This window comes from Nocardia brasiliensis IFM 10847 (genome assembly GCF_000710915.1).
In the GTDB taxonomy this organism is placed as follows: Bacteria; Actinomycetota; Actinomycetes; order Mycobacteriales; family Mycobacteriaceae; genus Nocardia; species Nocardia brasiliensis_A.
In genome coordinates this window covers 150794-177326 of sequence record NZ_BAUA01000044.1, presented here as the reverse complement: position 1 = coordinate 177326, position 26533 = coordinate 150794, and the positions used below count along the sequence as shown (strand labels likewise).

Genomic DNA, 26533 nt, shown 5'->3' with positions numbered 1-26533 from the left:
GACCTGGACACATGCGTCAGATCTTCGCTTGTCGCTCCGCTGAGTATGGCAATCAACGTGCGCGCTGTCATGCGCTGGCCCGGCACTTCGTCGAATTGCTTCGGCGAGGGGTTACCTCGAGTTGCCGGAGGCACTAGGCTTGACTCTTTGTGCACGGCAGTGTGGAGGGGGACGGGCAAGTCGCTGCGACCGGGCACCCTCGGCGGGTCATCGCGGTATACGCGCAGTTGGCGCGGGCCGGATTTCGGCGGCAGTCCCAGTACAAGTTGGCGATGTTCGCCGGACTGTTCACCAATTGCGTGTTCGGATTCGTGCGGGCGGCGGTAATGCTGGCCGCGGTGCGGGCGGCGGGCGACTTCGGCGGCTACACCGAAGGTTCCATCGGCGCCTACGTCTGGTTGTCGCAGGGGCTGCTCGGCGCGCTGCAGTTCATGGGGCCGCCGCTCGACCTGTCGGATCGAGTGCGCAACGGCGACATCGCGATCGATTTCCTGCGTCCGGTCGACATCCAGCTCGGCTATCTGGCCGGCGATATCGGGCGCGCGGCGTGCACGATCCTGCCGCGCGGGGTGCCGAGCGTGTTGATCGGCGTACTGACCTTCGGTCTGGCGATGCCGACCACCCCGGGCCCCTACCTGCTGGGGACCGTGAGTGTGCTGCTCGCCGTTGCCCTCTCGTTCCTCTGCCTGTTCGTGGTCGCGCTGATCGGTTTCTGGGTGGTCGAGACCCGCGGCATCCGGGTGGTGTACCAGATCTGCGGCACGTTTCTGGCCGGGCTCTTCGTGCCGGTGCACATGTTCCCGCTCTGGCTGCGCACGATCGCGCAGGCGACGCCGTTTCCGTCCATCCTGCAAGCCCCGATCGACGTGCTGTCCGGCCGGACGACCGGCTCGGCTGCGGTGGGTGTGCTCGCGGTGCAGGTGTTCTGGGTGCTGCTGGTCGGCCTGGCCGGGCGGCTGCTGCTGGCCGCGGGCCGACGCAAGCTGGAGGTGCAGGGTGGCTGAGCCGAGCGCCGCCGCGGGCACCTGGTTCACCCCGTACGCGGCGGTGCTGCGCTCGCGGATCCGCGCGCAGCGGTCCTATCGGTTGTCTTTCGCCAGTGAGGTTTTCGGCGCGTTCCTGATCGGCCTCGTCGAATTCGCCGAGGTGTGGGTGATCTTCCACAACGTCCGGGTGCTCGGGGGGCTGGATCTGAACGCCGCGCTGCTGCTCTTCGGCTTCGGGCAATCGACCTTCGCCTTGGCGCAGGTCCTGTTCGGTCATCTGGACACGCTGCCGACACTGATTCGGATGGGCCAGCTCGACGCCTACCATCTGCGCCCGCAGCCGCTGCTGCTGCAACTGGTCACGAGCGATATCTCGCTGCGCCGCTTCGCCCGGGCGGCGGTCGCGATCGTGGTGCTCGGCTTCGGGTTGTTGCGCAACGATATCGATTGGGGCCCAGCGACTCTCGCCCTGATCGTAGTCACGTTGGTGAGCGGCGTCGCGCTGTTCGGCGGGATCTTCGTGTGCGCGGCGGGATTACAGTTCTATCTGATCGACGGAGCCGAACTCACCAACAGTTTCACCTATGGCGGTTCGTTCGCCGCGGTCCAACCGGCCGCGGTCTTTCCGACACCGCTGCGGCTGCTGTTCGGCTTCGCGATTCCGGTGTCGTTCACGGCCTACCTGCCAACCGTCGCGCTGCTCGGGCTGCCCGGCCCGCCGCTGCTGCCCGCCTGGCTGGCGTGGTTCGTCCCGCTCGCGGTGTTGTGGGTGTGGCTGCTGGCACTGGTGCTCTGGCGCTTCGGTACCCGGCACTACCAAGGAGGGGGCGGCTGACATGGCGAATTCCGATGCGGCAGAGGCCATCATCGATATCGAGAACCTGACCAGAGAATTCACCCTGTCCCGCAAGGACGGTCGCCGATGGCGGCGGCGACGCGAGACCTTGACCGCGGTGGACCGCATGACTTTCCGGATCGAGCGCGGCGCCGCGGTCGGCTATATCGGCGCCAACGGCGCGGGCAAATCCACGACCATCAAAATGCTCACCGGCATCCTGGTGCCCACCGCCGGTAGCGTGCGCACCTGCGGGCTGGAACCGGTCCGGCAGCGGCGCGAACTGGCCGCCCGGATCGGCGTCGTATTCGGGCAGCGCTCCCAGCTCTGGTGGGATCTGCCACTGCGCGAATCGTTTTCGATCCTCGCGGCCATCCACCGGTTGGAGCCCGATGCCGCGCGCAAACGCGAGCACGAGCTGGTCGAGCAGTTGGAGATGGCCGAGACGCTGGACACGCCGGTACGCCAGCTCTCGCTGGGACAGCGCATGCGCGCGGAGGTGGCCGCGGCCCTGCTGCACTCCCCCGAACTGGTGATTCTGGACGAGCCGACGATCGGACTCGACGTGCTGTCGAAGCAACGCCTGCGCGAGTTCCTGCGGGCCGAGCGCGCCGAGCGCGGCACCACGCTGCTGCTCACCACCCATGACATGGGCGACATCGAAAGACTGTGCGGCCGAGTGCTCGTGGTGGATCACGGACACCTGGTCTACGACGGGTCACTGACCGGGCTGGCCGCGACGGTGGGGGCGCGCCGCGTCCTCGTCGTCGATCTGGCCGAGCCCACACCGGATCTCGACGATCTGCCGTGCGCGCAGCTGCTCGAATCCGAAGGCGGCGGCATGCGTCAGCGGCTGGCCTTCGATCCGGAACAGACCACCGCCGCACAGCTGCTCGCGCTGGTCTCCGAGCGCGCCGAGGTGCGGGACCTGTCCATCGAGGAGCCCGAAATCGAAGACGTGGTGCGGCGGATATACGAATCCGCCCGCTGAACCAGCGGGCGGATCCGGTGCGAAGGTGCTCGGTCGTCAGCGGGTTTCGCGGGCGCCCTGATCGAGCCGGAACGGCGGGTACTCGTCGCGCATCAGCGTGGCGTAGGCCTGCACTCGGATGCTCCAGCGGCTGATGCCGAGGACGAAGTCGTACACGCCTTGCGGGTACCGGGCGGTGAACAGCAAGCCGAGCAGCGCGACGATCAGCAGGATGCTGATCAGGGGGATGCTCGTGCTGCCGTACCAGGAGTCGTCGTCGCTCATCGCGAACGTCGCGCCACCGGTCATCATCGCGGCCAGGATCAGATAGTGCGGAATGGCCAGCAGCCACCACTTCACCAGCACCAGGCCACGACTGAGCCGCTCGGGGTAGTCGACCTCGAGATCGGCCGGGTACTCCGCGTTCGGTTGCAGGCTGAACGGCGGATACTTGTCGGTGCCGAGCACCGACAGCGCGTAGAACTCCACCCGCCACGTCCAGCGCATGACACCGACATTGAAGTCGAACAGCGCCTTCGGATACCTGGCGGTGAACAGAATCGCGAAGAACGCGACTATCGTGAGCACGATATAACCGATGTGCAGGAAGAACAGCACGATGTAATGCGGAATGGCGAGAATCCATTTCACCAACCACATCCAGCGTGACAGTTCCGGATCCAGATCACCGCGCACACGAATCGGAGCGACCGCGTCGACCGCTTTCGCGGCAATCTCGGGATTTTCGGGTTCCATGATCGACGCCCCTTTCAGATGCTTTCGATCCACGCCGCAAACAAATGCGACCTGCATCGATTGTCACGTACGCGAAGTGCGCGAACGCCACGATCTGATATCGACACGCCGACGAATAGATGTGCGCGGCGGCGAGATGCCTATCGGCCGCCGCGATCGTCCGCTGCGGCGCGCCGGTATCAGGTCAGCCCAGCGGCCTGCTCGTCGGCACGTTCACAAAGCTGGGCGCGGCGGGATCGAGCACCAGATGCTGCGGTGCCAGCGCGTTGCCGATGCCACCGTCGAACAGCAGCGGCGGCGGCAGGAAGCCGCGCGGGAAGTTGCTCGCGAAGACGTTGACGCGCAATCGATGTCCCGGCGCGAGCACGGCATCGACCGGATTGACCGCGACATCGAGTGTGGTCGGCTGCCCCGGCACCAGCGTCTGCCGATCGGCGAGAGTCAGCTTGTAGACCGTGCGGGTGTAGTCGCCGTCCGCGTCCTTTTCGCTCTTTTCCTCGTCGACCGCACGCAGCGACGCCGCGAGCTGCCCGCTGGCCAGCACGGTCGATTGTCCGTCCGGCGCAACATCGTTCACGCTGACGGCCCAGTAGCCCTCGATGTTGTCGTACATCGTGTTGAGGTGCACCGTGATCGGTCCGGACAGCTCGGTCGGCTCGGTCACCGCAGCCCCGGTGAAGGTGAGCCCGCCCGACTCGTGGATGCGGTCGTCGCGGCCGCAGAAGTTGGCCAGGCTGATGACGCCCGCAGACTCGACCGCCGCGTCGCGCGAGCACAGCGAGGTGATCCCGGTGACCGGCGACACCGTCAATCGTGCGGCGTCCCGGGGCGTCTGCGCGGTCAGCGAACCGTCGTAGACACTGTTGGCGGTGCCGCTACGGACCGGCGAGAGGTACATCCGCTGGTGATCCAGGCCGGGGCGCGGGAACGAGGAGGTAGTGGTCCAGCCGCCGCCCTGCTGCCACAGTGCGACCGGCCCGTACTGGTCGATCCCGTTGTCGATTCCCTTGAGCCACTTGTCGAACCACGCCATCTGCAACACGTCCAGACGCGGCGGCCGCCCCGGGTTGCCGAGGCCCGAACCCGGGTTGAAGTGATAGGTGTCGCCCATGATCAGTTTCTTCTTCTCCGGCGGCAACGGAATATCGTCGAACGACCGTGCGCTGGACGCGGCGAAGATGTCGTGCCAGCCGCCATAGACAAAGGCCGGCACCCGAATCTGTTCCGGATGACTGTCGGTGAACGCCGACCGCAGCGGGCTGCCGGGCAACAGCTGCTGTTTCAGCGGTTCCGGCACCGAGTCCACGGTGAGCGACAACGCCATCAGGATGTAGTCGAAGAATTCCAGCGGCGTCTGGATCCGATCCATCAGCCATTTCAGGTCGAGGTGACCGAGCGCAATACCGACCGGGTCCGGGAAATTCGAGATCAGATCGACCGCCGCGATGTAGAGCGGACCGAACAAGCCCAGTCCCCCGCCGGGGAAAGCCACATCGGTGAGCGTATCGGTGCTGCCCTCTACCGGGAATATGGCCTTGAGCGCGGGCGGGTTCTGCTCGGCTGCCTTGAACTGGTTGATACCGGAGTACGAGATACCCGACATACCGATATTGCCGTCCGACCACGGCTGCTTGCTCGCCCAGTCGATCATTTCCAAGGTGTCCTGAGTTTCCCGGCTCTGGAAGAACTTCCAGTCACCGTGGGAGTACCCGGTCCCGCGCACGTCGGCGACGATGTAGGTGTAGCCCTGCTGCACCAGTTTTCGATCCGCGCCGAAAGTCCGTGCGGCGCCGCCACTGAGCGCCCTGGTGAGATCGGTGATCGAGTCGAACGGCGTGCCACCGAAGTCGAAGCGATTCACCAGCTCGATCAGCGCATCGGAGAGCACCGGGATGTTCAGCGCGAGATCGGCGAGCAGCGAGACGAACTTCGTGTACGGGGTCAGGTTGACGATGGTCGGCAGCGGTTCGTCCACGATCCGGCCCGCCGCGTCCACCGGACGATAGATGTTCGCCTTCAGCACCGTCCCGTCGCTCATGGTGACCGGCACGTCGAAGTCGATGTGCACCGGTCCGGGATATTTCGGCGGGCCGTCGTGCGCGGCGAGCCAGGCCTGCGCGAGTTCACCGCCGTCGGGCGGCGTCTCGGCGACGGCCGTGCTCGGCACGACCCATAGCGCGGTCATGGCGGCCGCGACCACCATGACCCCGGCCCGTGCTGCGGCACGGCGAACTGTCCTCATCGACATCGAACCTCCTGGCAGACCCGCTTAAAAACATTGCCGTACCCAAAGCGAATGCGAGAGTAACCGGGACCACAACCGGTAGGCAAGTATGAGCTGGGTCACCAGCTGGAAGGTGACTATCCTCAGGGGATGGGACTCGAAGCCGGCGTCGACCGCGGCCGCCTACCGCGCGGCACCCACGGCCTGGCGCCGGAGGCGGTCGCACACTCGCAACGCATGCGGATGTATCTCGGTGTGCTCGAGGCGGTGGCCGAACGCGGCTATGCCGCAACGACAGTCGGCGATATCGTGGCTCGCGCCAGCGTCTCCCGGCGCACCTTCTACGAATTGTTCCGCGGCCGCGACGACTGCTTCACCGAAGCCTTCGAGGCCGCGGTAGACCTGGTGCTCGGCGAACTCGACACCAGCGTGCAGGCCACGCCGCGCTCGGAATGGCGGGTCCTGATCCGCCGGACGCTGGAGACCTACCTGCGCGTGCTATCCGAAAACGGCGTCTACGCCCGGGCACTGCACATCGAGTGCCTGGTGGCCGGGCCGATCGTCGCGCAGCAGCGGCGGGCGATGAAAACGCTGCTCGCCAACCGCATGCACGCCGCCTTCCGGATCGGCCGCACCGCGGGCGATATCCCGGTAGACGTCCCGCCCGATATCTTCGAGGCGCTCATCGGCGCCGTGGACGACCGCATCCGCGACTGCCTGGACGGCCCTGGGGCGCAGGCGCTACCAGATCTCGGTGCACATCTGTACCAGATCACCATGGCCCTGTTCGGCGTACCGGACTGGCGCCAGGACTAGGCACACCCAGTGCCCGCCACGGGTGCCGCGCAAGGTTTCCTACGGCGCGTGCGTGTCGGTCGGCTGACACGCACGCGGGACGACGAAATGTGCGCGGCGGGCGCCACGTTCACCCGGGACCGGTGCCCTGCGCCGAATAGAGGCTCACTTCGCCGTCCTCGCTGAGGAAGGCGTTCACCAGCATCATGCGCTGCGCCTGCAGTTCGTCCGGGTCAGGGGCCTCGGTGGTGATCGAGATCTGCGGTATCGCGGCCCAGTTCACCACGTAGCGCTCCGGCGGCCCGTCGTCGTCGGACAGGCGGGCGAGCCGGAACACCGAAACGGTCTTGCGCACGATGAGGGTGCGCACCACCTCGCCGATTCGCTCCGGGTCTTCCAGCGCGAACATGAACCCGAAGGTGAGCTCGGGCGATGACACGTAGGCAGGCACGAATATCGAGGCTAGCCGATCGCACGGCGGCCCGCAGCCGCCGCGCCGAACCGGTTGCTGCCCATGAACTGAGGTGGCGATGTCGGAAACTGCGACGGTATCCGCATGTGACCGCTCCGTGACGGATCATAACGATTCATCGGCGCCGGATAGATTTGTACACCATACTATTGCGCGGATTCGACAACCGCGCTTTCCTGAAAGAGTCCCGATTTCTCGGGCCGTCTTCCTCATCGCATCGTCGCGGATTTCCCGGTTTCTTTGCCGTGCTGGTGGACTGTGGGGGTGACGTCCGAGCGCGGGGCTGCGCCGGAGCCGAGGGGTGCCCCTCCCCGAAATCCCCCTCGGCCCTGGCGCATCCAGAATTGGATCGTGACCGCAGGGGTGTGCACATGCCTACCGAATACGCAGGCGTCCGTATCGGCATCGAAGAGTTGCCACCACCCGCGGAGTTGTTGCGCGCCTTCCGAAACGAGCCGAATCACCGCAAGCACAGCGTGCTCACCGCCGCCCGCGAACTCGTCGAATGCCATGAGCGACGGCGCAATGCGCTCGACGCCGCGCACGCACCGGGCGTCACCACCGGGCGGGTGGTGGCGTGCGGTCAGCTGATCGAGGACATCGACACCCACCGGGCCGAACTCGTCGCACGCATCGACAGCTGGGTCGCGGGCAACGTCGAGCACCGCGGCGGCGCCTCGCTGCACACCGAGACCCTCGGCGCGGTCATCGATCGACTGGCGGCGAAATGGATTGCGGCACAACAAGCTTTACGAACGGCGCCGCAGCAGGCGCACCGCGTGCAGGTGGACGGGGAAGCCCACCTGCAATGGTGCAGGCTCGCCGAACTGACCGACGGATACCGCGACCTGATCACCGACGTCACCGAGCACCGGCGCAGGCTGCCGGTGTGGTGATCAGCGCGACGGGTTGATCAGCGCGTCTCGCCGGGCTCCGGCTCGACCACTTCGGCGTCCACATAGGGCGCCTCGGTCGCTACCGGATCTTTCACCACCGCTTCGGCGGCCGGCGGGGCGAGATCATCGTCGAGATCGAGATCGCGCTGCGCCGCCGCGTCCCGGCGCGCGGCCGCGGCGGCTTCCCGCATCTCGATCCCGTCGGTGATCCACTCACCGATCTCCTTGGTGACCTCCGCGACCGTGCCCGCGATGATGCTCGCGATATTGCCGACATGCTTCGCACCCGAGGACGTCAATTCTTGAATGAGGTCCTTGTTGCTTTCGAATTTCCCAATCATTCACACGCCCACTTCGCTTGCCTTTCGCTGACGCATCACGATAACACCGGGAGAAGGCTCGCTCTTGACCAAGCCGGGCGGCAGTGCGAGCTTGAAAATTTTCAGCCACACCGAACCGATCTGCTTACCGAGCGGGCCGGTGTTGTACGGCAATCCGTACTTTTCACACAGTGCCCGGACCTCCGGCGCCATCTCCGGATAGCGCGCGGCGGGCAGGTCCGGGAACAGGTGATGTTCGATCTGGTGCGACAGGTTGCCGGACATGATGTGGAACAGTTTGCTGCCGGTGATGTTGGCCGAGCCGAGCATCTGCCGCACGTACCACTCGCCGCGGGTCTCGTCGGCGGTCTCCTCCTCGGTGAACGTCTGTACGCCGGTAGGGAAATGGCCGCAGAAGATGATCGAGAAGGCCCACAGGTTGCGCACCAGGTTGGCGGTCACGTTGCCCGCGAGCGTGCTGAAGAACAGCGGGCCGCTCAGCGCCGGGAAGATCACGTAGTCCTTGAGCACCTGCTTGCCGGCCTTGCGCCACTGCCCCTTCACCAATTTCTTGATGTCGGACCACTTCCGCTTGCCCGCGACGATGTTCTCGACCTCGAGGTCGTGGCCCATCACGCCCCACTCGAACAGCACCATCAGCGCGAAGGCGTACAGCGGCTGCCCCAGGCGCAGCACGTTCCACGACTGGGCCTCGTCCATCCGCAGGATGCTGTAGCCGATGTCGCGGTCTTTGTTGTGGATGTTGGTGTAGGTGTGGTGCAGGTAGTTGTGCGAATGCTTCCACTGGTCCGCCGGGCAGACGGTATCCCATTCGAAGACACGGGAATTCACGCCGGGCTCCCGCATCCAGTCGTACTGGCCGTGCATGACGTTGTGGCCGATCTCCATGTTGTCCAGGATCTTCGACACACTCAGCGCGGCGACGGCGGCCAGCCAGAACGGCGGCAGGAAGCCGAGATACATCAGGCCGCGGCCTGCGATCTCGAAACCACGCTGCGCCTTGATGATCGAGTACAGGTATTCGCGGTCACGCTCGCCCAGATCGGCGACGACCTTGGCGCGCAGTTCGTCCAGCGCCCGGCCGAGCTCTTCGACCTGATCGGGGCTCAGTACCAGGGGTCCGTCTTCGGTTTCGGTGAGGATGGTCATCGATTGCTCCTCTTGTTCGGTCAGATGTCGATCGCGACGTCGCCCACGGGGGCGTTGATGCAGAGCTGGATGGGCTGATCCGGGTCACTGTCGGTCTCGCCGGTGCGCAGGTTGCGGGTGCAACCGGAACGGCGAACGGCCGTGCAGGAGAAGCAGATTCCCATCCGGCAGCCGTATTCGGGGGTGAGTCCCGCCGCTTCGGCCTGTTCCAGCAGGGTGGCGCCGCTGTTGTCCGCGGTGACGCCGGTGGCGGTGAAACTCACTGTGCCGTAGGCATCTTCGGCGTCGACCGGAGCGAGGGAGATCGTGAATTCCTCACTGTGCAGCCGCTGGTCGAGCTGCTCGGCCTGGTAGATCTTGCGCACCGCGTCCATCAGCGACTGCGGGCCGCAGACAAAGGTTTCCGCGTCGGCGAACCACGGCGCCACCCGCTCCAGTTCGTCGTAGTCGAAATACCCGCTGGCGGCCGCGGTGGCCACGTCGACCCACGGCGCCTTGCGGTTGACATTGCTCGTGTCGGACCGCCACGGATACCGCAGTTCGATGCGGAAGTTCTTGTGCCGCTGCGCGATCGCGTCGAGTTCGGCGCGATGCGGCACCACGTCGGGCGATTTCGCGTAGTGCAGGAACACGACCTCGCCCGGATAGTCCTCGGCGGCCAGAGTACGCAGCATCGACAGCACGGGCGTGATCCCGCTGCCGCCGCTGATCAGCAGCACTCGGTCGGGCCGCCGGTCGGGCAGCCGGAACGTCCCCGCGGCGGGCTCGAGGTCGACCACCAGTCCGGGCCGGGCGTTGCGGTACAGATACTGCGAGACCAAACCCTCGGGATGGGCCTTGACGGTGAGCTGCACCTGCTTGCCCCGGCCGCCCGCGGGGCCGACCGGCGAATAGCAGCGGGTATGCCGGACGCCGTTGATCACGACGCCGATCTGCACGTATTGGCCCGCGGCGTGACCCTGCCACTGGCGGGTCGGACGCAGGGTGAGCGTCACCGAGCCGGGCACCGACCGGTCGACGTGGACGATTTCGGCACGCATCTCCCGCGCGGTCAGCGTGGGACGCACCAGTTCCAGGTACCGGTCCAGCGGATGCGGCGTGGTCAGGGTCTGCACCAGATTGATGAGATCCACCATTCGTTCTCCGTACCTCCACGTCGGGGTCCTACTGCCGGGCTGTGTGGCGCAGGTCCCGCGACGTCGCGTTCCAATTTCAGTGCACGTCTGTACACTCAACTAGTGTGACCGATAGCAGGGGTCGGGTGTCAACCGGCAAAACATGTGACCCGAACAACATCTTTGGATAAGTGGAATGGTGAACGGATGTATGCTCACCGTGATGAGCGAGCAGTCAGCAACCCGAGGCGAGCGCAAGGAGCGCACGCGACAGGCCCTCATGGACGGCACTCTGGCGTTGGCCGCCGACCGGGGCTTCGCCGCGCTCAGCCTGCGTGAGATCGCCCGTTCCGCGGGCATCGTGCCGACGGCCTTCTACCGGCACTTCGCCTCGCTCGACGATCTCGGCGCGACATTGGTCGACGACGGCATCACCGCCCTGCGGCTCGCGCTGCGTGAGGTGCGGCGCAATCCCGAAGCCAGCCTCGCCGACACCGTGCGCTTCGTGTTCGCGCAGGTCGACCCGAAGCGGGAACTGTTCGGCTTCCTCACCAGGGAGCGCCACGGCGGATCGGCGGCGTTGCGCAAATCCATCGCGCTGGAGATCCAGTTGATCGTGCGGGAACTCGTCGCCGACCTCTCCCGCATCCGCGCGCTGGACTCCTGGTCCCCCGCAGACCTGGAAATCGCCGCCGACCTGCTGGTCGCCACGGTTTCCGACGGCATCGCCGCCTACATCTCGGCGCCGGCACGCGAACAAGAACTGCTCGTCGATCGCACCGTGCAACAGATGCGCTTGATCGCCCTCGGCATGGGCGCCTGGTGGCCGCCGAAGCAACGCTGAGCCGGGCGCGCACGCCCGGCATGCGGAAATCAGCCGGCGAACACCATGCGGTGGCCGCGGGCGGTGTCCATGTACTCACGCACGCGATGGATCAGGCCGTCGCGGAGTTCGAAGACGAAGCAGTAGTCGTTCTCGTAGGCGTTCCCGTTCGCGAGGGTGGCGGTCATGGTCTCCTCCACCGTCACCCGATCACCGTCGGCGTAGAAACCGCGGAAAACGATCGAGACGTCCTTCGCGAACAGCTTCGGAAAGCCGTTGGCGATGAAGTCGGCGATGAAGTCGCGGCCGACCATGTGGCTCGGGCCGTTCAGGAAGACGGCGGTCGCGTTGTTCGCCTGGGCGAGCCATTCCGCGTCCTCGGTGAAGAACGCGGCGATCTGGTCGAAGTCGTGGGTGGCGAACGCTTTCCACGCACGCTGCACGATGGCCTTGCTGGTCTCTGACACGCTGTCGACGTTACGAGGGCCGAGCCGAAATGCTGGCGGAAATCAGACGAGGTCACCGGAGCTGCGAGTCCATGGTGCACTCCGGTCCACCCTGAGTCGGATGCGGCGGGGCCCCGTGCTTTCTAAGCTCGACTGCGACGGTGCCGCCCCCACACCGTTCGTTCGCGGCCGAAAGTGCACGGAGGACGCATGACCCAGGCAAATCGTGGCCCGCAGTTCTTTCCCACCTGGTTCGGCCGCTGGCAGAGCCGGTACATGAACCCGGTCGCCCGTCGCCTATCGCGCTACCTGCCGACGTTCGCGGTGATCGAACACCGGGGACGCAAATCCGGCAAACGCTACGAGACGCCGGTCAACACATTCGGTTTCCAGGGCGGGCTGGGCATCGTGCTCGGGCACGGCACCACCGACTGGGCGCGCAACGTACTCGCCGCGGGCGAGGCCGAGTTGCGCCGCGGCGGCCGGGCGATCCGGCTCGTCAACCCGCGCATCGTCGACAGCGGCACCGTCGCGCCCTTGCCGCTGGTGCCGCGCATGGAGACCGGGCTCGTCCGCGCGATCACGGGCAAGCGGCTGCGACTGTTCGTCGCCGATATCGCGCCGAGCTGACGAAACCGGTTGCGGCTCAGCGCCGGTGGATTTCGAGGGCGCTGCGGACACCGCTTTCCAGCGCGCCTTCGATCCACGCGGTGTTCAGGCTGGTGTGGTCACCGGCGAAGTGCACCCGGCCCTCGATCGAGCGAGTGGCGAAATGATGCTCGTGCAGCTGGCCGGGCGCCGGAATGGCCGCTTCGCCGAGCGCGTAGCGGGCGCGCGCCCAGCTCTGGGTTATCCCGACACCGGTGAATTCGGCGTCGACGCGGCTGCCGAACAGCTCGCGCATGCCGGCCAGGGCGAAATGGATGCGCTCTCCCTCGGTGAGCGCATCCCAGCGCATCGCGTCCTCGGCGAACGTGTAGGACGCCAGCACGACGCCGCCGTCGGAATCCGTTACGTGCGACGGGAAATAGGTGCACCGGTTCGGTGAGTCGCTGACGCAGCGTCCACCGCGGAAACCGGACGGGCCCTGCTCCCAGAATCGACTCTTGAACTCCAGCAAGACTTTTGTCGCCGAGTCGTGCTGTAGTTCGATGATCGCCCGGCGCTTCGCGTAACTCAACGGCGGGTCGAACGTGCAGAAGCGCGCCGCGCTGAACGGGATCGCCACGATCGCGTAGTCCGCCTCGAACGACTCGACCGGATCGATCGGCCATCCGTCGGAGGCCTCGTCGCCCGCCTCCGCGGTGGTCCGGATCCGCACGCCGTGCTCGGTCTGCTCCAGCCCGGTCATGCGCTTGCCCAGCAGGACGGCCGGTCCCAGCTGCCGGGCCAGCGCGTCGGTGAGCGTCGACATGCCGCCCGCCAGTTCCCAGTAGGTGGCGCCTGCCGGGATCAAGTTGTGGTCGACCAGCGGGAAGACGACGCTGTACCCCAGCCGTGCGGTCAGGTTCTCCAACGTCCCGACCGCATCGATCCGCGCTTTCGGCCAACCCTGCTCGCGCAGATAGTCACGCAGGGAATGGTTTTCGTAGGCATGCAGTAAGCCGGTCCAGCTTTCGACCTGCCGCTCTATCGAACCTGACTGCTGCACAACATCTTTGCGCAGTTCGGCATCGAGAGCGATGTTACTCGCCGTGTACAGCGCACAGCCGAAACCCGCGTGCACCGCACCAGGATTCGCGGCGTAGGCGCTACGCGAGACCACGCTTCCGTTCACCTTGATCAGTCCGCGGCCCGCCGGAGCCGGTGGCGCGTAACGCATTACAGGCCCGTTGGACCACTCCTCACCGGTGAAGGAGCGGTAGCAAACCGGCGGCGTGGCCGGTGTAGGGGTGTCCGGGTGCACGTCGGCGCTGTAGAACGGCCTGCGCGGCAGACCGAACTTGTCGGCCAGCGCCAGCGCCAGCGGCTGTGCGCTGGACAGCCGCATCGCGCCGCCCTCGGCGTAGAGGGCAGGATCGGTGAAGACACCGCGAAAGGTCTTGACCCGGCCGCCGACCCGATTTCCGTTGGCCTCCAACACCGTCACCTGATGGCCGGCCGCGGCGAGCAGGTTCGCGGCACTCAACCCCGCCGGACCCGCGCCGACGACGATGATGCGCTTGCGCCGCTCCGTCGCGGGCAGACCGTTGTCGACAAGGGTCTTCAAATACGTCAACGTGAGATCGTTCCCGTCCGCGCCGACCCCGAGCAGTTGCCTGGCCAGCCAGTCGCTACGGGAGCTTTCGCCGACGGTGGCGGCGGGCGCGCACGCCGACGCAGCGAGCGCACCCGCGGCCAGCGCGGTACCCAGCAGACCCCGTCGGGACATCCCGCCGTTCCACATCCCCGATCCTCCCCGGTGCGCGGGCAGAGCCCCGGCTTTGCCATGACGGCCGCAGACGGTACCCGAAACCGCGCAGCGGCCAGCGGATCTCGCGGCCGCGGCCGGTAGCGCGGGCGATTCACGACTGTTCGGATCAAGGGGTGAGGTACTGGGCATGCATGTGGAGATCACCGGCTACCCGCCGGTCTGCCCCGCCGCCAGACGTGGTCCAGCGGCGGGGTTTCGGCTTCGTCAGGCGCTGCCGGCCGGGGTGGCCAGTGCGGCCCGCATCGCCACGCCGTCGACGTAGGTGTGCTTCTCGCGCACCGCGCCGTCCTCGACGAAGACCACGTCGGCGATGTCCACATCGACGGCGGCGCCGGTGACCGAGGTGCCCGACAACTTCCACTGAACCGCCCAGAAATCGTCGCCGACTCGCAGATTGACCAGGTGGAAGGTCAGGTCCGGGACCAAGGCGAAAGTCTCCGCGGCGGCGGCGCGGATCTCGGCCCGTCCGTGCGCGGGCTTGCCCCCGGAATGCAGATGGAAAATCGAGTCGGGCGTGTGCAATTCGACGATGCGGTCGGGATCGCGATCAGCCCAGCAGGCGTGGTAGCGCTCGAACAGATCCTTGGTGCCAACGGACATGATCCGAATCCTTCTAAGATACAAACAGGATGACTGTATGTTCCACGAAGGTGGCCGCCGCGGTCAAGGGGTGCGGCGGCGTGGATAGACTGCTACGTCGCCATGAACGCTGATCGACGAACCCAGGCCGAACGCTCGGCCGCCACCCGCGCCGCGGTGATCCGTGCGGCGCGAGATCTGTTCGGCCGGTTCGGATATGGGGCGGTGAGCACCGTCGCGGTGGCCGAGGCCGCTGGTGTCAGTCGCGGCGCGCTCTATCACCAGTTCAGCGAGAAGCGCGAACTGTTCGAGGCGGTGTTCGAAGACCTCGAGCGCAGCCTGGTCGAGGTGATCGGCACGGCGGTGGCCGAGGCCCGGTCCGACGATCCGATCGCCGGCCTGATCGTGGGCTGCCTGGCCTGGCTGGACGCGTCGACCGCACCCGAGGTTCGGCGCATCGCACTGCTGGACGGCCCTGCGGTGCTGGGTTGGCACCTCTGGCGCGAGATCGAGTTGCGGCACACGATCGGCCGGGTGGAAAACGCCTTGGCGGGCGCCATCGCCGCGGGACGCATTCGGCGCCAACCCGTACGGCCACTGGCATTGATCATCGTCGGCGCCCTGGACGAGGCGGCCCAAATCCTCGCGCACTCAGCGGAATCCACCGAAGACACCGCCGCGGTTCGCGCGGTGATCGAGCAGTTGATCACCGGCCTCACAATCGACGCTTAGACCGGGCCCAGCCCGAAACCGCTTGCCTCACTGACCGTTGCGCACCGCATGCAGCAGACGCAACTGCCCGATCTCGGCGGCGTTCTTCATCAGTTCGGCGTTCACCCAGGCGAGGGTGTGCGCGACGGACTTGCCGTCCTCGCCGGACCACGGAAACGTCGCCGGGGCAAGGAGATCCGCGTCGGAGATTCGATCCAACGTGCGCGACCACTCGGCCCGCAAGCCGCGCAGCCATGCGACGACGGCTTGGTCACCCGGCCACTCGATCTCGTGCCGCTCCCGGGGCACCCGACCCGCCAGATGATCCATGGTCACACTCCACCACCAGCCGATATGCCAGCTGAGCCAGGCGATGGTCGGCACCGGGATCGGATCGGGCTCGACCTCGGCCCAGTCCGGCACCCAGCTCCCGTCGGCTCCCGCTCGCAGCGTCCAGCACAGCTGCGCGGGCTCCCAGCGGATCTCGGCCTCGGTCAGCTGCTCCAGATGGAATTCGAACAGCGCCCAGACCAGGTCGAATTGCCAGCGCAGCACGGTAGGCGACGACACATCCATGGGCCGAATCATGCCTACCCCCACCTGACCAGGGCAATGGATTTGCATGTTCGACGCCGTGCAGCAGAGCCGACCTCAGCGGAGCCGGAAGCGCAAGAAGCCGCCCAACCGCTGCCGCCAGTCTCGGGCCATCGCAAGCGTTGGGAACCAGAACGTTTCGGGACGAGGGACGCCCCGCTGGGTCAGTCCCACCAGGCCGAACCGCCGTAGGTTGCGCAGGAGCGGCAGCAGCGGGAAGACCGGCTGGTAGTCGTAGTCCAGCCTGCCCTTGCCGAGCAATTCGGTGATGAGACGGCCCATCTGCTCGGGGGCACGGGTGACGCCCTTGACCTCGGGATGCGCCCGGCGCCACTGATCGGCGGCCTCCTCGGACGCGAAAAAGCTGTTGTAGTCACACCATCCGACCACCCGGTGCGGCATCTCCCGCAGTGGATACCCCAGATGCACCCGCAGTGTGCGGGGCGCGTAGTCCAGCAGCACCCCGTCGCGTCCGACCAGGCGCACCGGTTGTCCGGTCTGCCTGCACACCGACTCGACGACGACCTCCGCGCCGGGGAACTGCCCCGAGATCGCGCAGGCCTCGACGGCGCATTCGGCGAACCAGCGCTGCACGCCGTCGACGGTGATCCGATAGTGGTTCTCGAACGTCGCGAACGGACGCGCGTAGACGATCTCCCCGACCGCGGGTTGCGGCCGCGCCAGCGGCTCATCCTGGAACACCGGACTGTCCGCGTGCTCCGCGTCCTGCCGTGCCACGCAGATGGCGCCTTCCAGGTCGCGCAGGTCCGCGGCGAGGTCCGCCTCCGACAGCGCGAACTCGGCCCTGAGCTCGGCAATTGTCGGTGCCCTTCCCTCCCGCCGGACCTGCGTCATGATCCGCTGCCGAATATCGCGGGCGCGGTCGGTGAGCTCTGCCATTCCTGCCTCCGAGATACGCCGTGGTCGCACCGGGCACCTTATGCAATCAGTGAACACATTGCGATCACTGTTCACATTATGATGGAAGCCGTGACCCGAAAAGTCAACGAGCACGAGTTTCGTGCAGGTGCCGAGACCGTCAGGAGGCGCCGGGGAACCAGCTCCGCAAGCGTCCCGTGCGCCGCCGCACCGCGCGGACGGGATCGAACCAGCCGGGCAACGGTTCGCGGGCCGCGAGCCACACCGGCGGCACCCCCGCGATCGACTGGGCGCGACTGCCGACGCCACTGAAGGCGGCGACGATGCCACCCGCGATCGCACCGGTGGTGTCGATGTCGCCGTCCGCCGCAAGGCAAGCGGTGATCGCGCTCGGGTAGTCGGCCAGGTGCGTCGCCGCGACCCACAGGGTGAACGGAACTGTATTCTGCGCGGTGACCTGCGAACCGTTGCCGAGTTCGGCCGCGGCCACCGCCACGGACGTTCCAAGGAGGGTGCGCGCATGGCGGATCAGCGCACTGGTTTCGCCGTGGTCCAGTCGGTTGACTACGGCAGTGATGAATTCGCTTGGCGCAGGCCGGGTCCCGGTCAGTCGCGCCTGCGCCGCTTGCCCGGCGGCCAGTGCCACCGCGACCGCCCCGGTGACGCCTTCCGGATGTAGATGGGTCACCTCGGCGGATCGGATCGCTTCGGCGACAATCCGTTCCGGGTCGCCGGCGTAGTAGGCGCCGAGCGGGGCGACTCGCATCGCCGCGCCGTTGCCACACGAACCCTGATGGTCGTACGCGGCGCCGGCGGCGGTCCGCCACGGCACGCCCTCGCCGATTCTGCGCAACGTCGCGATCGCGAGGAATCCGTAGTCGCGGGCCGGATCGAGGCGCCGGGCGAACGCGGCAGCCAGCCGATCCTGGTCGATCCGGTCGTGCCGGGCGAGTTCGTCGACCACCGTGCAGGCCATTTCGGTGTCATCTGACCACCGCCACGGCCCGCCGGCGAGTTCGCCGGCGCGCACATCGCGAATCGAGCGGCGCATGATGGGGAATTCCCACCCCAGCGCGTCCCCCACCGAAAGCCCGTCCAGCGAGTCGAGCATCAAGTCCCTGTGCATCGTGGCCGATGGTAGGCGCTCAGTGGTCGGCGGGCCTCGGGGTGGGCTCCCATTCGAAGCCGTCGAGGTCGGCGAAGGCGCCCAGCCCACTCGCGAGGACGATGCGATGCGAGCCGGAACCCTCCGGGGCCACACCGGCATCTTTGGCCGCCGCCTTACGCCCGTACAGCGCCAGCTTGATCGCCGCCGACGGCGCCTCGAACTCGACGTACTTGCTGCCGAAACTCTTGCCGACCGTCAGACCGCGATCAGCGTAGAACTGCTTGGTCGCCTTCACGTTGTCCACACCGAACAGCACGACGAAGTCGTCGATCTCCCGAGTGGCCGGGCCGGTGTCCTTCTTCGCCGAGGTCGCGATCTTCCAGATCGCACCGTCCGGGGCCTGCACGACCGCGCCGTAGCCCCAGAAGCTCTTCTTCGCGGGCTTGACGATCGTCGCGCCCGCCTGCACGGCGCTGCCGACGAGGCTGTCGACAGTACTGGGCTGCGAGACGACCAGCGAGAGGATGAAACCGCGGAATCCGCTGGTCGGCGCGTCCGAAGCACGCACCCGCAGCTTGTCGCCGAGGCCGAACGCGGCCGCGTAGAACTCCGCTGCCGCGGCGGGGTCGGTCACCTCGAGGGTGACGGCGTCGATGGTGATCTGGTCAGTGGTGATGTTCATGTCGATAACGCTAGGTGCGGGCCGGTGACCAGCGCTTCTCGATTCCTGATCGGTTCACGCTGCTGCCTGCCACCGGCCCGCCGATCAGGCGATCAGTCGGCCCACAGTCGGGTCTCGTGGCTGTCCACCAGCCCCCGGATGCGCGCGATCGCGTCGTCCGCGGACTGCGCAGGCAGTCTTCGTCCGTCCCGGAGCCGTACCGCGATCGCGTCGTGCGCGATCTCGTTCGGGCCGAGAATGAATTGGTATGGTGCCGAACGACTTTCCCGCACCCGCGCGGCCAGGCTGCCCGATTCGGCCCCGAGGACCTCGGCGCGCAGACCGGCCCGCGCACACCGATCGCGCAGCTGCGCCGCAGCGGGTTCATCGGCAGTCGAGATCGGCAGCACGGCAACCTGTTTCGGAGCAAGCCAGGCCGGGAACGCGCCGCCGTGCTCTTCGATCAGCTGCGCGACAGCGCGCTCGACGCTGCCGACGATGCTGCGGTGCACCATGACCGGTCGGTGCTTCGCGCCGTCTGGCCCGACGTAGTGCAGATCGAACTGATCGGGTTGATAGAAGTCGACCTGCACGGTGGACAGGGTCGACTCCCGGCCCGCGTGGTCGTGCACCTGGACGTCGATCTTCGGACCGTAGAACGCGGCTTCACCCTCGACCGCGTCGTACGGCACACCCGCCCGGTCGAGTACCTCGCTCAGAATTTTGCTCGCCCGCAGCCACATATCCGGTGCCGCAACGTATTTGCCGCCTGGGCCAGGTAGCGACAAGCGGTAGCGCACCGCGCTGAGACCCATCGCGCGATACGCGGCCCCGATCAGCGCGAGGGCGTCCGCGGCCTCGTCGGCGACTTGGTCGAGGGTGCAGAAGATATGCGCGTCGTTGAGCTGGATACCTCGTACTCTGGTCAAACCGCCCAGCACGCCCGACAATTCGGAGCGGTACATCGCACCGAGTTCGGCCATGCGCAGCGGCAGTTCGCGATAGCTGTGCGAACGGGAGCGGTAGATCAGCGCGTGATGCGGGCACAGGCTGGGGCGTAATACGACCTGCTCACCGCCGAGGTCCATCGGCGGATACATGTCTTCGTGGTAATGCGCCCAGTGCCCGGATATTTCGTACAGCTCACGCTTGCCCAGGGCCGGGGAATACACGTGCTGGTAGCCCGCCTGGCGTTCCACGCCGCGCAGGTAATCCTCCAGACACTGGCGCACGATCGCTCCGTCGGGCAACCAGTACGGCAGGCCGGCCCCGATCAACGGGTCGGTGTCGAACAAGCCGAGTTCCCGGCCGAGTTTGCGATGGTCGTACATGAGGTCTCCTCCGAATAGGGGCGGATGACCACACGGCAAAGCCCCGGGCATCCGCCCGGGGCTTTGTCAGAACAAGAGTCAGCGCGCCGGGACGTCGTCCGGCGTCGTGATGCACAGTGCGCGCTGCATGCGCGCGACGGTACACCCGCTACGCAAGGGGAACAACGGGATTTCCGGGGGCTGCCCTCTGGCCGCCGGCTCGGATTCGGGCTTGCATCCGGTACCCGGGTACCGGCTTAGCATCGAATTACGCGGCGCTGATCGGGCGCTTTCGGTGTGGGAGGTAGGCAATGACCGCACAACCAGTCGAACGAGGCGATGGGCCCGTGGAGTTACGCTGGGCTCCGGTGCGGGGATGCATGCTGCCCACCGCCGCGCAGCCGGCACGCGAGGCCGAGTTCGCCGCACTGTTCGCCGCGGCGGTGCGGACCGTGCAGCGGCCGTCGCCGAATGTGCTGCGGTTGGCGGTTGCCGCTGCCGCGGAGCAAACAGCGCGGGACCTCGCTGCGCGCGAATCCGGGTGCTGCTCGTTTTTCACCTTCGCGTTCACGCCTCGCGATCCGGACACGGTGTGGATGGACATCGAGGTCCCCACCGCGCGGGTCGCCGTGCTCGACGGCCTCGCCGCCCAGGCGATCGAAGCGAGCGGTTCGTGAACGGGCTGCGTTCGGGCGAACTCGCTGCGGCCGCAGGGGTGAACGTGCAGACCCTGCGCTATTACGAGCGGCGCGGGCTGCTCGGCCGACCCGATCGTTCGCTGGGCGGGCACCGGCGCTACCCCGAGCGGACGCTGACCATCTTGCGGATCATCAAGGCCGCGCAACGACTCGGGTTCAGCCTCGACGAGGTCGCCCAGCTGCTCGGCAGCGCACCCCGGCGCGTCCGCGAGGCCGGCCTGCCAGTGCGCACCGCCGGCAAACTCGCGGAGGTCGACGCGAAGCTCGCCGAGCTCACCGAGGTACGCGACACGCTGCGCGCGATGCTCGCCGCAGGGTGCGACGATCTGTTCGTCTGTAGCGAAAGCCCCTCCTGCCCATTACCTTTCACGGCCGACACCGCGCGGTGACCGGCAGGTGAGGGCACGGCGCCGGCCCGGACGGCGCGGGTTGATCTTCTACGCTGCGTGCCTATGACCGTCTTACGTTCGATCCTGCTCTTCGCGCTGGCCGCCGTGGCCGAGATCGGCGGGGCCTGGCTGGTCTGGCAGGGGGTGCGCGAACACCGCGGCTTGGCGTGGACGGGCGCCGGGATACTCGCCCTCGGCTGCTACGGCTTCGTCGCGACCCTGCAACCTGACGCCGACTTCGGCCGCATTCTCGCCGCGTACGGCGGCGTCTTCGTCGCGGGCTCGCTGCTGTGGGGCATGGCGCTGGACGGATTCGAGCCGGACCGCTGGGATCTCACCGGCGCCCTCATCTGTCTGCTCGGCGTCGCCGTCATCATGTACGTGCCCCGCGGCGCCTGACCCGTCGCGAACGGCTGGACAAGGCCTACCCCAACTCGACTTCGTCGAATCCCACGGTGAGCCGATGCCGCCGCTCCCGCAGTACGCCGCCTTCCCGGTGCGCGAGTCCCTCACCGAAGTCGATGCGCAACGTCGAGCTGCGCGCGTCCACTTCCCGGACGACCGCACAGACACCGCTGAACGGCCCCTCCGGAAAGTAGACGACATCACCTGGCGCGTAATCGGAGAACCCCACGCCCCCACAGTAATCCGGATCGGCGCCCACTCGACGGCGTCGAGCCGAGTCCCGGCGCAAGCGCCCACTCGGCCCCGCGAGGAAGCAACTCGCGGTGCTCACCGGCGCAGCGGACGCGGATGGATGCGGCACAATGCAACGCCGGTGAGCGATGACGGGGCGGTGGCGAAGGTCGTTTCTACCGGCCGGGCGGCGGGCAGGGCTTGCCGTCGAGGTCGGACGGCGGCGGCAACGGCTTGCCATCGGGGCCGACCGGCGGCGGCAACGGCTTGCCGTCCGACCCCAGCGGCGGGGGCACGCACCCCTCGGGCGGCGTGGCGCCCTGGACCGAACCGAATCCGCCGAGCCCGATGGGGCTTGCCGTCGCCGAGCCGGCGGCGAGCAGCCCCGACCCCATGATCGCGGCGAAAACCAAGACACTGGCCGTACGCAGCCTCATACCAATTCCTGTCTCGAATGCTGTTGTCCTGTCATGGCTTTAGACGCGCGTCGGCACGTCCGGTTCCACGACAGCGCAAATATGAGCTACGTCACATTCGAGGTCTGGCGTCGGTTCAGAGCCGAGCTGCCAGCCGCGTGCCCTGATCGATGGCCCGCTTGGCGTCCAACTCCGCGGCGAGTTCGGCGCCGCCGATGAGGTGCAGGTTCACACCCGCGGCGCGCAGCTCGTCCTCCAGGTCGCGCACGGATTCCTGGCCGGCGCAGACGATGACGTTGTCGACCGGGATCAGCTGGGGGCGTTGCCGTTTCTCGCCGAAGCTGATGTGCAGGCCGTGGTCGTCGATGCGCTCGTAGTTGACCCCGCCGATGTGGTCGACGCCCTTGGCTTTCAGCGCAGCACGGTGCACCCACCCGGTGGTCTTACCCAGATCCTTGCCGAACGGTGTCGACTTGCGTTGCAGGAGCACGACTTCGCGCGCGGCGGGCGCGGGCTTGGGCTCGGTGAGCTGACCGGGGGCCTGCTCGTTGTCGGCGTCGACGCCCCACTCCTGCTTCCACTCGTCGAGCTTCAGCGTGGGATGGCCTTCGACGGTGAGGAATTCGCTCACGTCGTAACCGATGCCGCCGGCGCCGATCACCGCGACGCGCTTGCCGACCGGCCGCTCCTCCCGGACGAGTTCGGCATAGGACAGCACCATCGGATGGTCGATACCCGGGATGTTCGGGATGCGCGGCTTGACGCCGGTGGCGAGCACCACCTCGTCGTAGCGGCCTGCGATGAGTTCGGGCGCACTCACGCGCTTGTTCAAATGCACTGTCACGCCGGTGATTTCGAGCTTACGCCGGTAGTAGCGGATGGACTCGTCGAACTCTTCCTTGCCGGGGATGCGGCGAGCGATGTCGAACTGGCCGCCGATCTTGTCGTCGGCTTCGAACAGATCGACGCGATGACCGCGCTCGGCCAGGTTGACCGCGGCGGACAGCCCGGCCGGTCCGGCGCCGACCACCGCGATCCGCTTGGTGCGGCGGGTGGGCAGCAGCTGAAGCTCGGTCTCGTGACCCGCCCGTGGATTCAACAGACAGGACACGGTCTTGCGCTGGAACGCGTGGTCGAGGCAGGCCTGGTTGCAGGCGATGCAGGTGTTGATCTCGTCGATCCGGTCCTGCTTGGCCTTGTTCACCCACTCCGGATCGGTGAGGAACGGGCGGGCCAGCGAAACCAGTTGCGCGTCACCGCGAGTGAGGATCTCCTCGGCGATCTCGGGCATGTTGATCCGGTTCGACGCGCAGACCGGAATGTCGACCTGCTTGGTGATCTTCGCGGTGAACTCGACGAAGGCCGCCCGCGGCACCGAGGTCACGATGGTCGGCACCCGCGCCTCGTGCCAGCCGATATCGGTGTTCAGGATATTCGCGCCCGCGGCCGCCAATTCCTTGGCCAGCGCGACGATCTCCTCGAAGGTCTGCCCCTTCTCGACCAGCTCGGCCATCGAGAGCCGGAACACGATGATGAACTTCGGACCGACCGCGGCGCGGGTGCGACGCACGATCTCCACCGCGATCCGGCGGCGGTTCTCTGCCGATCCGCCCCACTTGTCGGTGCGCTTGTTGGTGCGCGGCGCGAGGAACTGGTTGATGAAATAGCCTTCACCGCCCATGATTTCACAGCCGTCGTAGCCGGCGAATTGGGCCAGCCGCGCGCAGCGCACATAGTCGTCGATGGTGCTCTCGATCCCTTTGGACGACAGCTTGCGCGGACGGAAGGGGTTGATCGGCGCTTTGATCGAGGACGCGGAAACGCTGCCCGGCACATAGGAGTAGCGGCCCGCGTGCAGGATCTGGATGGCGATCTTGCCGCCCTCCTTGTGCACCGCCTTGGTGATCACCCGATGCCGGTAGGCCTCGGTCTTGTTGGTCAGCTTGGAACCGAAGGGCAGCAGCCAGCCGGTGCGGTTGGGCGCGTAACCGCCGGTGATGATCAGGCCGACACCGCCGCGGGCGCGTTCGGCGAAATAGGCGGCCAGCTTGTTGGTATCCCAGGCACGGTCCTCCAGGCCGGTGTGCATCGACCCCATCACCACGCGATTGCGCAAGGTGGTGAAGCCGAGGTCCAAGGGCTCGAAAAGGTGCGGGAAGGAACTCATCGGCGCGTCTCGCTTTCGGTCAATCCGGGTGCGGGGCTGTCGCACTCGGGCGCAGGGCTTGCAGAACTTCGTCGCACCATTCGATGAACCCCGTCTCCACGCGGATGCCCGCGCGCAAGACGAGGAACTGGTGCAGAGCCGTCCCGGAGAGCTGATCCGGGACCGGAAAGTCGCGTTTTTCGATGAGGCGGTACACCTCGAGGCGCTGGGCGTGCTGGTCACGGTGGCGGGCGACCTCGGCGCACAGCGCGGTGATGTCACCGTAGGCGGCGGCGCGGATCTTGATCGCGAGCTCGTTGCGCGGGGTGCCGGTATCGGAGGGTTCGGCGATCCAGCGAGCCAGCTCGGTGCGGCCGGCGGCGCTCACCGAGTACACCTTCTTGTCCGGCCTGCCCTCCTGGACCACGGACTCACTGTTCAGCCAGCCCGACTCTTCCATGCGCTTGAGCACCCGGTAGATCTGCTGATGGGTGGCGCTCCAGAAGTAGCCGATGGACTTCTCGAAGCGGCGCGCCAGCTCGTATCCCGAGCCGGCCCGCTCGGTCAGCGATACCAGCAGCGCATGCTCGAGGGCCATGGCGTCAGATTAGCCGTAACACCCAGTACTATGCAACTGAGTGCATAACGTTCGGCTACCGTGCCGGTAACTCGCCGGAACGAGACCCGCGGCACGCGCGTAGCACCCCGGTATCAAATCAGCGCGCAGGCCGCTTCGTCGGCCACCGGCGGCGGCCCGCGGCGGATAGGCTGCGCGGCATGACCGAGGTGAACGCGCGAGCGACTGTCGGACAGGCCGCCGGGCGCGCACAGGTGGTGGCGTGGGGATTCTGGGACTGGGGATCGTCCGCCTTCAACGCCGTGATCCTCACCTTCGTCTTCTCCGTGTACCTGACCGACAAGGTCGGTGACGATCTACCCGGCCCCTTTTCGTCGAGCACCTGGCTCGGCTTGACCCTCGGCGCCGCAGGGCTGCTGGTGGCGCTGACCGCGCCGATCTTCGGGCAGCGGTTCGACGCGTCGGCGAAACGCAAACGCTCCCTCGCCTTCTTGACCGGGCTCTGCATCGCGTCGATGACACTGCTGTTCTTCGTGCACGACGACTACCACTATCTGGGGTACGGCCTGCTGTTACTCGGCCTCGGCTCCGCCTTCTTCGAGCTGGCCAGCGTGCCCTACAACGCGATGCTGCGCCAGGTGTCCACGCCGGACAACGTCGGGCGCGTCTCCGGATTCGGCTGGGCCATGGGCTATTTCGGCGGCATCTTCCTGCTGCTGATCTGTTACTTCGGTTTCATCTCCGGTGACGGCGACAATCGCGGGCTGCTCGGCATCCCCACCGACGACGGACTCAACATCCGGTTGGTCGCCGTCGTCGCGGCGGTCTGGTTCGCGGCGTTCGCGCTGCCAGTGCTGTTCACCGTTCCCGAATTACCGCGCACCGACGCCGATCCCGGCGCCGCGAACGCCGGTTTCTTCGCGTCGTACAAGGTGCTGTTCCGGGATCTGGGTGAGCTGTGGCGGGTCGATCAGCGCATCGTCTGGTTCCTGTTGGCCAGCGCGGTCTTCCGCGACGGACTGGCGGGCGTCTTCACTTTCGGTGCGGTGCTCGCGGTCCGGGTGTACGACATCGCCGAGGCCGACGTGCTGCTGTTCGGCATCGCCGCCAATGTGGTTGCGGCCCTGGGCGCGATCGTCGCGGGACGGCTCGACGACCGGGGCGGGCCGAAACGCGTGATCGTGGTCTCGCTGGTGTCGATGATCGTGTGCGGCCTCGCGCTGCTGGTGGTGTCCGGCCCGCTGATGTTCTGGATCTTCGGGCTGCTGCTCACCGTGTTCGTCGGCCCGGCGCAGTCCGCGTCCCGATCCTTCCTCGCCCGCCTGGCCCCGCCGGGCCGGGAGGGTCAGATCTTCGGCCTCTACACCACCACCGGGCGCGCGGTGTCGTTCCTCGCACCGCTCTCGTTCGCCCTGTTCACGATCCTGTTCGACACCGACCGAGCGGGCATCGTCGGGCTCGTCCTCGTGCTCGCGCTCGGGCTCGGCGCGCTGCTGCCGGTTCGCTCGCCCGCGCCGACGGACGTGCAGACAGGTCCGGTCGGCAAACTGAAGTAGCCGACCGGGTCTCGACCGACCGCCCGCCTCGCCGTCCCGAAACATCGCTTAG

The 26533-nt window shown here is 67.0% G+C and carries 30 protein-coding genes; 12 read left to right on the top strand and 18 right to left on the bottom strand.

What is annotated here, in order from left to right; all coding sequences use genetic code 11:
* Nucleotides 1-149: 149 nt before the first annotated feature.
* From NBRGI_RS09475 to NBRGI_RS09465, 3 genes are read left to right on the top strand one after another with little or no spacing between them, the layout of a single operon-like run.
* Nucleotides 150-1004: an ABC transporter permease gene (locus NBRGI_RS09475; protein ID WP_081877976.1), complete on the top strand. Its 855-nt coding sequence runs from the start codon at nucleotides 150-152 to the stop codon at nucleotides 1002-1004.
* On the top strand, nucleotides 997-1821 hold the full coding sequence (locus NBRGI_RS09470) for an ABC transporter permease (protein WP_029894599.1): 825 nt from the start codon (nucleotides 997-999) through the stop codon (nucleotides 1819-1821). Before NBRGI_RS09475 ends, NBRGI_RS09470 begins: the two co-directional genes overlap by 8 nt.
* Before the next feature lies 1 nt (nucleotide 1822).
* Entirely contained in the window at nucleotides 1823-2812 is a 990-nt protein-coding gene (locus NBRGI_RS09465; protein WP_029894597.1) for an ABC transporter ATP-binding protein, read from the top strand.
* 36 nt (nucleotides 2813-2848) lie between these two features.
* Here NBRGI_RS09465 and NBRGI_RS09460 read toward each other — a convergent pair whose 3' ends face one another.
* Nucleotides 2849-3547 carry a DUF4389 domain-containing protein gene (locus tag NBRGI_RS09460; RefSeq protein ID WP_051727625.1) on the bottom strand — a complete coding sequence of 233 codons (699 nt, stop codon included), beginning with the start codon at nucleotides 3545-3547 and terminating at the stop codon, nucleotides 2849-2851.
* Nucleotides 3548-3731: 184 nt separating this feature from the next.
* The gene (locus NBRGI_RS09455; protein ID WP_029894594.1) at nucleotides 3732-5789 is read right to left on the bottom strand and encodes a CocE/NonD family hydrolase; all 2058 of its coding nucleotides are present in this window, start codon (nucleotides 5787-5789) and stop codon (nucleotides 3732-3734) included.
* 132 nt (nucleotides 5790-5921) lie between these two features.
* Between NBRGI_RS09455 and NBRGI_RS09450 the strand changes: the two genes are divergently transcribed.
* The gene (locus NBRGI_RS09450; protein ID WP_029894592.1) at nucleotides 5922-6587 is read left to right on the top strand and encodes a TetR/AcrR family transcriptional regulator; all 666 of its coding nucleotides are present in this window, start codon (nucleotides 5922-5924) and stop codon (nucleotides 6585-6587) included.
* 109 nt (nucleotides 6588-6696) lie between these two features.
* On the opposite strand, the gene NBRGI_RS09445 is transcribed toward NBRGI_RS09450, so the two are convergent.
* Nucleotides 6697-7017 carry a hypothetical protein gene (locus NBRGI_RS09445; RefSeq protein ID WP_029894591.1) on the bottom strand — a complete coding sequence of 107 codons (321 nt, stop codon included), beginning with the start codon at nucleotides 7015-7017 and terminating at the stop codon, nucleotides 6697-6699.
* A 392-nt stretch (nucleotides 7018-7409) separates the two neighbouring features.
* Here NBRGI_RS09445 and NBRGI_RS09440 point away from each other — a divergent pair, with 392 nt between their 5' ends.
* Nucleotides 7410-7934 carry a DUF4254 domain-containing protein gene (locus tag NBRGI_RS09440; protein ID WP_029894589.1) on the top strand — a complete coding sequence of 175 codons (525 nt, stop codon included), beginning with the start codon at nucleotides 7410-7412 and terminating at the stop codon, nucleotides 7932-7934.
* 17 nt (nucleotides 7935-7951) lie between these two features.
* Here NBRGI_RS09440 and NBRGI_RS09435 read toward each other — a convergent pair whose 3' ends face one another.
* From NBRGI_RS09435 to NBRGI_RS09425, 3 genes are read right to left on the bottom strand one after another with little or no spacing between them, the layout of a single operon-like run.
* On the bottom strand, nucleotides 7952-8275 hold the full coding sequence (locus NBRGI_RS09435; protein WP_029894587.1) for a hypothetical protein: 324 nt from the start codon (nucleotides 8273-8275) through the stop codon (nucleotides 7952-7954).
* Nucleotides 8276-9424 (bottom strand): fatty acid desaturase family protein, encoded by a 1149-nt coding sequence (locus NBRGI_RS09430; protein ID WP_029894585.1) that lies wholly within the window; start codon nucleotides 9422-9424, stop codon nucleotides 8276-8278.
* 20 nt (nucleotides 9425-9444) lie between these two features.
* Entirely contained in the window at nucleotides 9445-10560 is a 1116-nt protein-coding gene (locus NBRGI_RS09425; protein ID WP_029894584.1) for a ferredoxin reductase, read from the bottom strand.
* A 202-nt stretch (nucleotides 10561-10762) separates the two neighbouring features.
* Here NBRGI_RS09425 and NBRGI_RS09420 point away from each other — a divergent pair, with 202 nt between their 5' ends.
* The gene (locus tag NBRGI_RS09420; protein ID WP_029894582.1) at nucleotides 10763-11383 is read left to right on the top strand and encodes a TetR family transcriptional regulator; all 621 of its coding nucleotides are present in this window, start codon (nucleotides 10763-10765) and stop codon (nucleotides 11381-11383) included.
* A gap of 29 nt (nucleotides 11384-11412) precedes the next feature.
* On the opposite strand, the gene NBRGI_RS09415 is transcribed toward NBRGI_RS09420, so the two are convergent.
* Complete coding sequence (locus tag NBRGI_RS09415) at nucleotides 11413-11829, bottom strand: nuclear transport factor 2 family protein (RefSeq protein WP_029894580.1); 417 nt, start codon at nucleotides 11827-11829, stop codon at nucleotides 11413-11415.
* A gap of 189 nt (nucleotides 11830-12018) precedes the next feature.
* Between NBRGI_RS09415 and NBRGI_RS09410 the strand changes: the two genes are divergently transcribed.
* Nucleotides 12019-12438 carry a nitroreductase family deazaflavin-dependent oxidoreductase gene (locus tag NBRGI_RS09410; RefSeq protein ID WP_029894578.1) on the top strand — a complete coding sequence of 140 codons (420 nt, stop codon included), beginning with the start codon at nucleotides 12019-12021 and terminating at the stop codon, nucleotides 12436-12438.
* Between the two features lie 16 nt (nucleotides 12439-12454).
* Here NBRGI_RS09410 and NBRGI_RS09405 read toward each other — a convergent pair whose 3' ends face one another.
* Complete coding sequence (locus tag NBRGI_RS09405; protein ID WP_235210896.1) at nucleotides 12455-14179, bottom strand: flavin monoamine oxidase family protein; 1725 nt, start codon at nucleotides 14177-14179, stop codon at nucleotides 12455-12457.
* A 246-nt stretch (nucleotides 14180-14425) separates the two neighbouring features.
* The gene (locus tag NBRGI_RS09400) at nucleotides 14426-14821 is read right to left on the bottom strand and encodes a nuclear transport factor 2 family protein (RefSeq protein ID WP_029894575.1); all 396 of its coding nucleotides are present in this window, start codon (nucleotides 14819-14821) and stop codon (nucleotides 14426-14428) included.
* 102 nt (nucleotides 14822-14923) lie between these two features.
* On the opposite strand from NBRGI_RS09400, the gene NBRGI_RS09395 reads away from it, so the two are divergent.
* The gene (locus NBRGI_RS09395; RefSeq protein ID WP_029894573.1) at nucleotides 14924-15532 is read left to right on the top strand and encodes a TetR/AcrR family transcriptional regulator; all 609 of its coding nucleotides are present in this window, start codon (nucleotides 14924-14926) and stop codon (nucleotides 15530-15532) included.
* Between the two features lie 27 nt (nucleotides 15533-15559).
* Here NBRGI_RS09395 and NBRGI_RS09390 read toward each other — a convergent pair whose 3' ends face one another.
* From NBRGI_RS09390 to thrS, 5 genes are all read right to left on the bottom strand, one after another.
* Nucleotides 15560-16087: a DinB family protein gene (locus NBRGI_RS09390; RefSeq protein ID WP_029894571.1), complete on the bottom strand. Its 528-nt coding sequence runs from the start codon at nucleotides 16085-16087 to the stop codon at nucleotides 15560-15562.
* A 75-nt stretch (nucleotides 16088-16162) separates the two neighbouring features.
* Nucleotides 16163-17005: an alkylmercury lyase family protein gene (gene merB, locus NBRGI_RS09385; protein ID WP_029894569.1), complete on the bottom strand. Its 843-nt coding sequence runs from the start codon at nucleotides 17003-17005 to the stop codon at nucleotides 16163-16165.
* A 139-nt stretch (nucleotides 17006-17144) separates the two neighbouring features.
* Nucleotides 17145-18110: an ADP-ribosylglycohydrolase family protein gene (locus NBRGI_RS09380; protein WP_162836664.1), complete on the bottom strand. Its 966-nt coding sequence runs from the start codon at nucleotides 18108-18110 to the stop codon at nucleotides 17145-17147.
* A gap of 19 nt (nucleotides 18111-18129) precedes the next feature.
* Complete coding sequence (locus NBRGI_RS09375) at nucleotides 18130-18774, bottom strand: glyoxalase (RefSeq protein ID WP_029894565.1); 645 nt, start codon at nucleotides 18772-18774, stop codon at nucleotides 18130-18132.
* Between the two features lie 92 nt (nucleotides 18775-18866).
* Nucleotides 18867-20084, bottom strand: a complete 1218-nt coding sequence (gene thrS, locus NBRGI_RS09370) for a threonine--tRNA ligase (protein WP_029894563.1) — start codon at nucleotides 20082-20084, stop codon at nucleotides 18867-18869.
* A gap of 290 nt (nucleotides 20085-20374) precedes the next feature.
* Between thrS and NBRGI_RS47350 the strand changes: the two genes are divergently transcribed.
* The 3 genes from NBRGI_RS47350 (at nucleotide 20375) to NBRGI_RS09355 (ending at nucleotide 21549) form a co-directional block, all read left to right on the top strand.
* The gene (locus NBRGI_RS47350; protein ID WP_029894561.1) at nucleotides 20375-20740 is read left to right on the top strand and encodes a hypothetical protein; all 366 of its coding nucleotides are present in this window, start codon (nucleotides 20375-20377) and stop codon (nucleotides 20738-20740) included.
* Complete coding sequence (locus NBRGI_RS47345) at nucleotides 20737-21150, top strand: MerR family transcriptional regulator (RefSeq protein ID WP_029894559.1); 414 nt, start codon at nucleotides 20737-20739, stop codon at nucleotides 21148-21150. Before NBRGI_RS47350 ends, NBRGI_RS47345 begins: the two co-directional genes overlap by 4 nt.
* A gap of 63 nt (nucleotides 21151-21213) precedes the next feature.
* Complete coding sequence (locus NBRGI_RS09355; protein WP_029894557.1) at nucleotides 21214-21549, top strand: YnfA family protein; 336 nt, start codon at nucleotides 21214-21216, stop codon at nucleotides 21547-21549.
* Between the two features lie 25 nt (nucleotides 21550-21574).
* Here the strand turns inward: NBRGI_RS09355 and NBRGI_RS09350 are convergent, their stop codons facing one another.
* The 4 genes from NBRGI_RS09350 to NBRGI_RS09335 all read right to left on the bottom strand — a co-directional run bounded on the left by NBRGI_RS09350 (nucleotide 21575) and on the right by NBRGI_RS09335 (nucleotide 24946).
* A complete protein-coding gene (locus NBRGI_RS09350; RefSeq protein WP_029894555.1) occupies nucleotides 21575-21784 on the bottom strand; it encodes a hypothetical protein in 210 nt (69 codons plus the stop codon).
* Nucleotides 21785-21962: 178 nt separating this feature from the next.
* Nucleotides 21963-22223, bottom strand: coding sequence for a hypothetical protein (locus tag NBRGI_RS09345; RefSeq protein ID WP_029894553.1), 261 nt, complete (start codon nucleotides 22221-22223; stop codon nucleotides 21963-21965).
* A gap of 115 nt (nucleotides 22224-22338) precedes the next feature.
* Nucleotides 22339-24369 carry an NADPH-dependent 2,4-dienoyl-CoA reductase gene (locus NBRGI_RS09340; protein WP_029894551.1) on the bottom strand — a complete coding sequence of 677 codons (2031 nt, stop codon included), beginning with the start codon at nucleotides 24367-24369 and terminating at the stop codon, nucleotides 22339-22341.
* Between the two features lie 19 nt (nucleotides 24370-24388).
* On the bottom strand, nucleotides 24389-24946 hold the full coding sequence (locus NBRGI_RS09335; protein WP_029894549.1) for a PadR family transcriptional regulator: 558 nt from the start codon (nucleotides 24944-24946) through the stop codon (nucleotides 24389-24391).
* Nucleotides 24947-25116: 170 nt separating this feature from the next.
* Here NBRGI_RS09335 and NBRGI_RS09330 point away from each other — a divergent pair, with 170 nt between their 5' ends.
* Nucleotides 25117-26481, top strand: coding sequence for an MFS transporter (locus NBRGI_RS09330; protein WP_370627705.1), 1365 nt, complete (start codon nucleotides 25117-25119; stop codon nucleotides 26479-26481).
* Nucleotides 26482-26533: the final 52 nt, after the last annotated feature.